This is a genomic window from uncultured Stenotrophomonas sp. (genome assembly GCF_963519925.1).
GTDB lineage: Bacteria > Pseudomonadota > Gammaproteobacteria > Xanthomonadales > Xanthomonadaceae > Stenotrophomonas > Stenotrophomonas maltophilia_AE.
In genome coordinates this window covers 44,571-51,973 of record NZ_CAUQPH010000017.1, presented here as the reverse complement: position 1 = coordinate 51,973, position 7,403 = coordinate 44,571, and the positions used below count along the sequence as shown (strand labels likewise).

Genomic DNA, 7,403 nt, shown 5'->3' with positions numbered 1-7,403 from the left:
GCCCACGCCCGTCCACGGCGACCGCGGCCGCCGGTCTGGCGCTCCGCCAGCAGCACCCGGGCACCGCGCTCGGGCGCGCTGCAGCGCAGCAATTCAGAGTTGGTCGAGCCTACGCTCCAGGCCACTTCGAGGCTGTCCAGGCGCTCCGCCAGCGGCGCCGGCAGCGCCCCCAGGATGGACGCAGAGTCCAGCAGTTCCATCCGCTGCTGCAGCTGGTAGCCGTCACCGGCGCGGCCGTCGATCTCCACGCCGGCCGCCCTAAGTCCTTGAATCCGCTTCCAAATGGCGGCGCGGGTCTGGCCGAGCTCACGCGCCAGCGCGTCGCCGGACAGGCGCCCGGCGCCCAGTTTGGCCAGCAGTTGGCGGTCGTCCACGGCAGCTTCCATCGGTTGATGGACAAAATTATGCGGGAAAGCGACCGGGCGCGCTTTGGGGAGGGGTTCCAATTGAGGCCGTGAATCGGGCTAGAATCGAAGATTGACCCCTTTCGCCCTTCCGGATGTTGACGATGCGCCCGTTCGCCCATTGCCTGATCCTGTTGATGGCCCCCCTTGCCGCGCACGCTTCCGATGCGCTGGCCAGCGCGGGCCGGGGCGGCTGCGTGTATTCTGCGGCCGAGAGCGAACGTACGACGCAGACCACCGCGCCGGCGGCCCCTGCCCCGACCACGGTCAAGCCCAGTGCCACGGCACCCGGCAGCACCGGCGGTGGCGGCGACGATGACGTGCTGCCGCGCCTGCGCGCGCCGAAATGGCACAGCTTCCTGCCAGGCATGTTCCGCTGATCCAGTCGTTGTTGCGCTGGCTGCGGTCGGCACCGCGCCCGATTCCCGATACCGCTTGGCAACGCACCTGCCAGCGCAGCGCGTGGCTGCGTGGCGTCCCGCCTGTTCGCCAGCAACGCCTGCGCGAGCTGGCGGCGGCGTTCCTGCACGGCAAGACCATCACGCCGATCGGCGGTCTGCAGCTGGGCGACGATGACGCGGTGCTGATTGCCGCGCTGTGCTGCCTGCCGTTGCTGGAACTGGGCGAGGTGGGACTTCGCGGCTGGTCGCAGGTGCTGGTGTACCCCGAAGGCTTCATCGTGCCGCAGAGCGAGATGGACGAAGATGGCGTGCTGCACGAGTGGGAAGAAGAAGCGATCGGCCAGGTCTCGCACAATGGTCCGTTGCTGCTGTCCTGGCATGACGTGCAGGCCGAGCTGAAGTATCCGCACGAAGGCGCGTGTGTGGTGGTGCATGAGATGGCGCATCGCATCGATGTGCTCGACGGCGTGCTCGATGGCACGCCACCGCTGCCGCGTGACTGGCAGAAGCAGTGGGCGGCGGATTTCCAGCAGGCGTATGACGCGCTGTGCGCGCAGGTGGATGACGGGCAGGAAACGGTGATTGATCCGTATGCCAGCGAAGGGCCGGATGAGTTCTTTGCGGTGGCGACCGAATATCACTTCTCGGCGCCGGATGTGCTTGAAACGGAGATGCCGGTGGTTGCGGGGCATCTGCGGCGGTTTTATGGGGCGCCGCCTTCGGTTGGGCATCGTACCGACTAACAGTCGGTACCTACCTGGGAAGCGTACCGACTGACAGTCGGTACCTACCTGGGAAGCGTACCGACTGACAGTCGGTACCCACCTGGAGGGCGTACCGACCAACGGTCGGTACCTACCGGGAAACGGCCATGCGGGTAGGTACCGACCGTTGGTCGGTACGCTCTGGACTTACGGCCCGGGCGGCAGCTTTACTTCGAACCGGGCGCCGCCGAGTTCCGGCGAGCGCTTCACCTGCAGCTCGCCGCGGTAATCCTTGATCAGGTCCTGCACGATCGACAGCCCGATGCCGTGACCCTGTACGCGTTCGTCGCCACGCACGCCACGCTGCAGCACTTTGGCGATGTCTTCCGGTGCGATGCCTGGGCCGTCGTCGTCCACCGACAACAGCAGGCCGGCGCGGCGCACGCCCGGCGCGCTCAGTGGCTTGGCGGTGAGCAGCACGCGGCGGTTGGCCCACTTGAAGGCGTTTTCAAGCAGGTTGCCCAGCAGTTCCTGCAGGTCGCCCGGCTCGCCGTGGAAGCGCGCCGCTTCGTCGATGTCGAACTCGCACAGCACACCCTTGGACGCGTACACCTTCTCCAGCCCACGCACGATTTCCTCGGCGTTGGACTCGATCGGCAACGGGGCCGAGAACAGCTTGTGGCCGGACGAGGCCGCGCGCGCCAGCTGGTACCCGACCAGGTTGTTCATGCGCCGCAGCTGCACGTCGAATTCCTCGCGCAGGTCCTGGTCGTGCGCACCACTGTCCAACTGCGTGCGCAGTACCGCCAGCGGCGTTTTCAGGCTGTGCGCCAGGTCGGCCAGGGTATTGCGCTGGCGCTCGAGGTTCTCGCGTTCGCTTTCGATCAGCGCGTTGATGCTGTCGGTGAGCGGCTCCAGCTCGCGCGGGTGGCGTTCGCTCATGCGCTCGGTTTCACCGCGCTGCACCTTGGTCAGCTCGGTGATCACGCGCCGCATCGGGCGTAGGCTCCACTGCAGGATCACCGTCTGCAACAGCAGCAGGATCAGGCCGGCACCGCCCATCCAGAACCAGACCCGGCCACGGAACACCCGCAGCTGCGCGCCCAGCGCACGCGAGTCTTCCATCACGTAGATGGTGTACGGGAACTCGGTGGCCGGATCGGCGTCGGCATCCCATACCAGGCCCAGCCCATAGCGGTACACCGAGCCCTCGCTGCCGTCGATCTGGATCATCGGCAACGGGCCTTCGAATACTTCCTGGCGCGGCGCCAGCAGCCCGCCGCCCACGGTAGGCAGCATCGGGCCTTCGGCCGACATGGAATTGCCTTTGCCGTCCGGCATCACGACCTGCAGGTACAGGCCGCTGCCGGGGACGTCGAAACGGGGATCCGGCGGCTGCTCGCGGATGTACAACGAGCGGTCGCGGGTGAAGTCGATGCCGGCCGCATACGCAGTAGCGTAGTTCTTCAGGCGCTCGCGCAGGTTGGCCCGCGCGGTGTCGGCGAACGCGGCATCCAGCGCGTAGCCCGCGATCGCCAGGAAGGCGATCAGGCTCACACTGGCAGCCAGCAGCTGGCGTGCCTGCAGGGAGCGCGGCCGCCAGCGTTTAAAGAACCACAGACGGCCTGACATCATCCCATCGCCGGACTAACGGCTCAGCCCTCGTTGCGCGGAATCGCGAACCGATAGCCGCGACCACGCACGGTTTCGATCGGCTTGAGTTCGCCGTCCGGGTCCAGCTTCTTGCGCAGGCGGCCGATGAACACTTCCAGCACGTTCGAGTCGCGGTCGAAATCCTGCTGGTAGATGTGCTCGGTGAGGTCGGCCTTGGAGACCAGTTCGCCGGCATGCATCATCAGGTATTCGAGCACCTTGTACTCATAGCTGGTGAGGTCCACGTTGCTGCCTGCCACGCTGACCGTCTGCGCAGCAAGATCCAGCGCGACCGGGCCGCATTCGAGGGTCGGCTTGCTCCAGCCCGCCGCACGGCGCAGCAGCGCATTGACGCGGGCCAGCAGCTCTTCGACATGAAACGGCTTGACCAGGTAATCGTCGGCGCCCTGCTTGAGCCCTTCGACCTTGTCCTGCCAGCTCGAGCGGGCGGTAAGGATCAGCACCGGGAACTTCTTGCCCTCGTCGCGCAGTGCCTTGATCAGTTCCATGCCCGACATCTTGGGCAGGCCGAGATCGATGATGCCCACGTCGAACGGCACTTCGCGGCCCATGTACAGACCTTCCTCACCGTCCTGTGCGGCATCGACGGCAAAGCCTTCGCGCTTGAGCCGGGCTGCAAGGGTTTCCCGCAGCGGGGCTTCGTCTTCGACCAGAAGGATACGCATGAACTCTCCCTAGTGTCCTGGGTGTGGCCTGGGGCCAGTGGCTAACAGATGACTGCGGACAACTATCCCCGTTCAGGGGTTATCGCCGCGTAGTGATGACATATCCGAACGCGGCGTGCGGGGCTGTGAACGCGGCTGGGCAGGGTCGTCCATGTAGCGGACCCGGCCCCGGTCATCCATGTACTTCACCCGGTTGATGTCCCGACCGTCGAAAGGCACCCGTTCCGCACCCAGGATGTGGCCACCGGTGCTGCGCTGGACCCGGCGCACCGCGTCGGACAGGGAGCGTTCCTGCGGCGCACCACGGGCGGCCCGCACCATCTCGGCCCGGGCCGGATCCGGCTGCGGAGCCTGCGCGCCGGCGCTGCCGATGGCAGCAACTGCGCAGGTCGCCAGCACGGCGGCAACGGTGATTCGGCGGTGGCGGGTCACGGAGAACATCGGGTCTGATCCTAACGGAGCGCGTCAAAACGTTCAAAAGTTGTGAATCGGCAACCGCCAGCGATGGGCCGGCGCTTTACGAATCTTTCGCAAATTCTTGGTTTTACGCGGTGAATCCGGTCTGAACTTTTCTGACCGCCGCCTCGCTTTGTTCATCTAGGTGAACATTGACGGCTACTTCCCGGGCGATGTCAAGCGCGGTCTCCGGCGCGGTTCATGCAGCGACGCGTTCGGCCTGGTCGCGGGTGATGGTGAGGGCCTGTTCGATCAGGTCCCAATCGGCGCCGGGGCGGTGCGCGCCCTCGCTGAGCACCTGGCGGAACGCGCGGCCGCCGGGCTGGCCGTGGAACAGGCCCAGCAGGTGACGGGTGATGTGCTTCAGGGCCAGTCCGCGTTGCAGCTGGTCCTCGATGTAGGGGCGCATGGCGCGCAGCAGGGCCTCGCGCCGCTGCAGCGCGGCGCCGGTCTGCGCGGCTTCCAGCTGATGCAGCACATAGGGGTCGTGGTAGGCGGCTCGGCCCAGCATGACGCCATCCAGCGCGGGGAGCTGGGCTTGGGCGGCCTCCACCGAGGCCAGGCCACCATTGAGCACGATCTGCAGCTGGGGGCGGTCGGCTTTGAGCCGGTGCGCCCAGTCGTAGCGCAGCGGCGGCACTTCTCGGTTTTCCTTTGGCGACAACCCCTTCAGCCAGGCATTGCGGGCGTGCACGATGAACATCGCACTACCGGCGTTGGCCGACTGATCGACGAAGTTGACGAAGGTTTCGTAGTCGTTGTCCTCATCCACTCCCAGGCGGCACTTGACCGTGACCGGGATGTCCACCGCTTCGACCATGGCCGCCACGCACTCGGCAACGAGGGTGGGTTCGCGCATCAGGCAGGCGCCGAAGCGCCCGGCCTGGACCCGGTCCGAGGGGCAGCCGCAGTTGAGGTTGACCTCGTCGTAGCCCCACTCCTGGGCAATGCGTGCCGCCTGCGCAAGCAGGGCCGGGTCGCTGCCGCCGAGCTGAAGCGCGAGCGGGTGCTCGCTGCCATCGAAACCGAGCAGGCGCTCGCGGTCGCCGTGAATCACCGCGTTGGCGTGCACCATTTCCGTGTAGAGCCGTGCGCCCGGGGCGAGGATCCGATGGAACACGCGGCAATGGCGGTCCGTCCAGTCCATCATCGGGGCAACACAGAGGCGGATACCCTTCATTTCCATAGATTTCATTGACTTATCAAGCATATGAGGTACTCGCTCATTCCCGCAATTGCCCCGTTTTTCCCGCTATTTCCCAACCGGCTGTACCATTACTGTGCCAGCGGGGGATTGGCACAACAGGGAATGGCACAACATGGCAACACTGCAGAACCGCAACGGCCGCTGGCGCGCAATGGTGCGCCGGAAGGGCCACAAAGACCAATACCGCACCTTCCCCACTAAGACCGCCGCGAGAGCCTGGGCCGAACGCATTGAGCGCGAGCAGGCAGACTACGAGGCCCGAGGGGGGACACCAGGTGAGGACATCACCATAGGCGAGCTGATCGACTGGCGGACCAACGAGCTGGCCACCGTCAGGGCCGTCTCCAAAACCCATACCGGCAACATGACGCGGATCCGTGAAAGCCTCGGCGACATCGTGGCAAGCCATCTGACCGCCAACGACGTGATCGAGCATGCCCGCCGGCGGATCCGCGGCGACCATATGATGGCCAACGGGGTCATTATCCCAGCCTGCGCGCCCGCAACCATGAACGTGGAGTTGGGGTACCTCTCCGAGCTGCTGAAACTGGCCGGGCCGATGAAGGGCGTGAAACTGACCAGCGACCCCGTGGCGGAAGCTCGGCCGGTGCTTCGCTTGTTGCGCTTGGTTGGGAAATCGAAGCGTCGCGACAGACGTCCTACCCCCGATGAGCTGCAGCGCCTGCGCGAGCATTTCCGGGCCGCCGCATGGCGGTCGCGCATTCCCATGGTGGACATCATGGACTTCGCCATCCTGACGGCCAAGCGCGAGAGCGAAATCACCCGGTTGCTGTGGTCCGACGTCGACCAGGTGAACCGGACAGCCCTGCTCAGGGATGCCAAACACCCTCGCAAGAAGGCAGGGAATCACAAGAGATTCCCCCTGCTAGGCGATGCCTGGGAAATCGTGCAGCGGCAGGCCAGAGGCGATGCAGACGGACCGATTTTTCCCTACAACGCCAATTCCGTGGGAACCGCGTTCACCCGCGCTTGCACGAAGCTGCAGATCGAGGATCTCTGCTTCCACGATCTCCGCCATGAAGCTACATCGCGGCTGTTCGAACAGGGATACGATATCCCGGAGGTCGCGGCGGTTACGCTCCATGAGTCATGGAATGAGCTGAAGCGGTACACCCAGCTGCGGCCCGAGTCTCTTCATCGAGCCGTACCGACTCAGTAGACCTCATTTCAGCCAACGGGCACCACCATGACCAAATCGTCAATTGCCATTTGGGTCGCTTGTATTGCGGCATTCCTCGCTCTCTCCGTCGCGCTTGCAGTAACGATGTCGTCGCGGGCAATTACGTACCTGGGCCTTCTGACGGTAATTGGGTCTGCATTGGTGTCAATGCGTGCAGCCTTAGATGGCATAAAAGCAGCTCAGGCGGTATCCCACCTGCAAGTGGCCGACTTCACCGCGAGCGAGCCGCCTGAATCTCATTCTTTTGATAGCACGTACGGCCTGCGGGGAAAGAAGCATGATCGCGTCGAAGAGCTCGAGGACCACGTTGCGTCACTGCAAAACGAGGTCTTGCGCCTTAGGTCGGACTTCCGCCAGAGACAGAGGTGGACTGATGCCCGCATGGAGGTCTTCTTAGGTCTGTTCCGGCATCACAAGGAAGTCGCTGTCCCCACCTCCATCGCCGAAAGCGCGAGAACGGTCGTGATGTCTTCGTTTCTAACCATCGCGGGGTCTGTATTGCTAGCAGATGCGAACGCCGCTCACAGCACACTCGCCCATATCGGACGCGGGATAGCTGTTGCAAGTAAGGCTGCGATGAACACGATGCTCTAGCGCGGGCCATTTCCGACTACAACCAACGTCTATTGTCATCGCATCATCGGCCCCTTCGCCGCTCTCACCCGCAATAGATAGCGGTCGACTCACGGCG

9 protein-coding genes are annotated in these 7,403 nt (G+C 64.8%); 4 read left to right on the top strand and 5 right to left on the bottom strand.

Going from position 1 to position 7,403, the window contains the following annotated elements:
* On the bottom strand, positions 1 to 386 hold a 386-nt coding region (locus RWO33_RS05725), incomplete at its 3' end, for an HTH domain-containing protein (protein WP_314103071.1).
* A 122-nt stretch (positions 387 to 508) separates the two neighbouring features.
* Here RWO33_RS05725 and RWO33_RS05720 point away from each other — a divergent pair.
* Both RWO33_RS05720 and RWO33_RS05715 read left to right on the top strand, forming a co-directional pair.
* Entirely contained in the window at positions 509 to 784 is a 276-nt protein-coding gene (locus RWO33_RS05720; RefSeq protein WP_145481017.1) for a hypothetical protein, read from the top strand.
* Positions 751 to 1,548 (top strand): zinc-dependent peptidase, encoded by a 798-nt coding sequence (locus tag RWO33_RS05715; RefSeq protein WP_314103068.1) that lies wholly within the window; start codon positions 751 to 753, stop codon positions 1,546 to 1,548. Before RWO33_RS05720 ends, RWO33_RS05715 begins: the two co-directional genes overlap by 34 nt.
* 168 nt (positions 1,549 to 1,716) lie before the next feature.
* Here RWO33_RS05715 and RWO33_RS05710 read toward each other — a convergent pair whose 3' ends face one another.
* From RWO33_RS05710 to dusA, 4 genes are all read right to left on the bottom strand, one after another.
* Complete coding sequence (locus tag RWO33_RS05710) at positions 1,717 to 3,141, bottom strand: sensor histidine kinase (protein ID WP_145481013.1); 1,425 nt, start codon at positions 3,139 to 3,141, stop codon at positions 1,717 to 1,719.
* 23 nt (positions 3,142 to 3,164) lie between these two features.
* A complete protein-coding gene (locus tag RWO33_RS05705; protein ID WP_004136763.1) occupies positions 3,165 to 3,848 on the bottom strand; it encodes a response regulator transcription factor in 684 nt (227 codons plus the stop codon).
* A 72-nt stretch (positions 3,849 to 3,920) separates the two neighbouring features.
* Positions 3,921 to 4,289: a hypothetical protein gene (locus tag RWO33_RS05700; RefSeq protein WP_314103004.1), complete on the bottom strand. Its 369-nt coding sequence runs from the start codon at positions 4,287 to 4,289 to the stop codon at positions 3,921 to 3,923.
* A gap of 214 nt (positions 4,290 to 4,503) precedes the next feature.
* Positions 4,504 to 5,499 (bottom strand): tRNA dihydrouridine(20/20a) synthase DusA, encoded by a 996-nt coding sequence (dusA, locus tag RWO33_RS05695; RefSeq protein ID WP_314103001.1) that lies wholly within the window; start codon positions 5,497 to 5,499, stop codon positions 4,504 to 4,506.
* A 124-nt stretch (positions 5,500 to 5,623) separates the two neighbouring features.
* On the opposite strand from dusA, the gene RWO33_RS05690 reads away from it, so the two are divergent.
* Together RWO33_RS05690 and RWO33_RS05685 are read left to right on the top strand one after the other, a co-directional pair.
* Positions 5,624 to 6,691, top strand: coding sequence for a site-specific integrase (locus RWO33_RS05690; RefSeq protein WP_314102999.1), 1,068 nt, complete (start codon positions 5,624 to 5,626; stop codon positions 6,689 to 6,691).
* A gap of 27 nt (positions 6,692 to 6,718) precedes the next feature.
* Positions 6,719 to 7,306, top strand: coding sequence for a hypothetical protein (locus RWO33_RS05685; protein ID WP_314102995.1), 588 nt, complete (start codon positions 6,719 to 6,721; stop codon positions 7,304 to 7,306).
* The last annotated feature ends 97 nt before the right edge of the window (positions 7,307 to 7,403 follow it).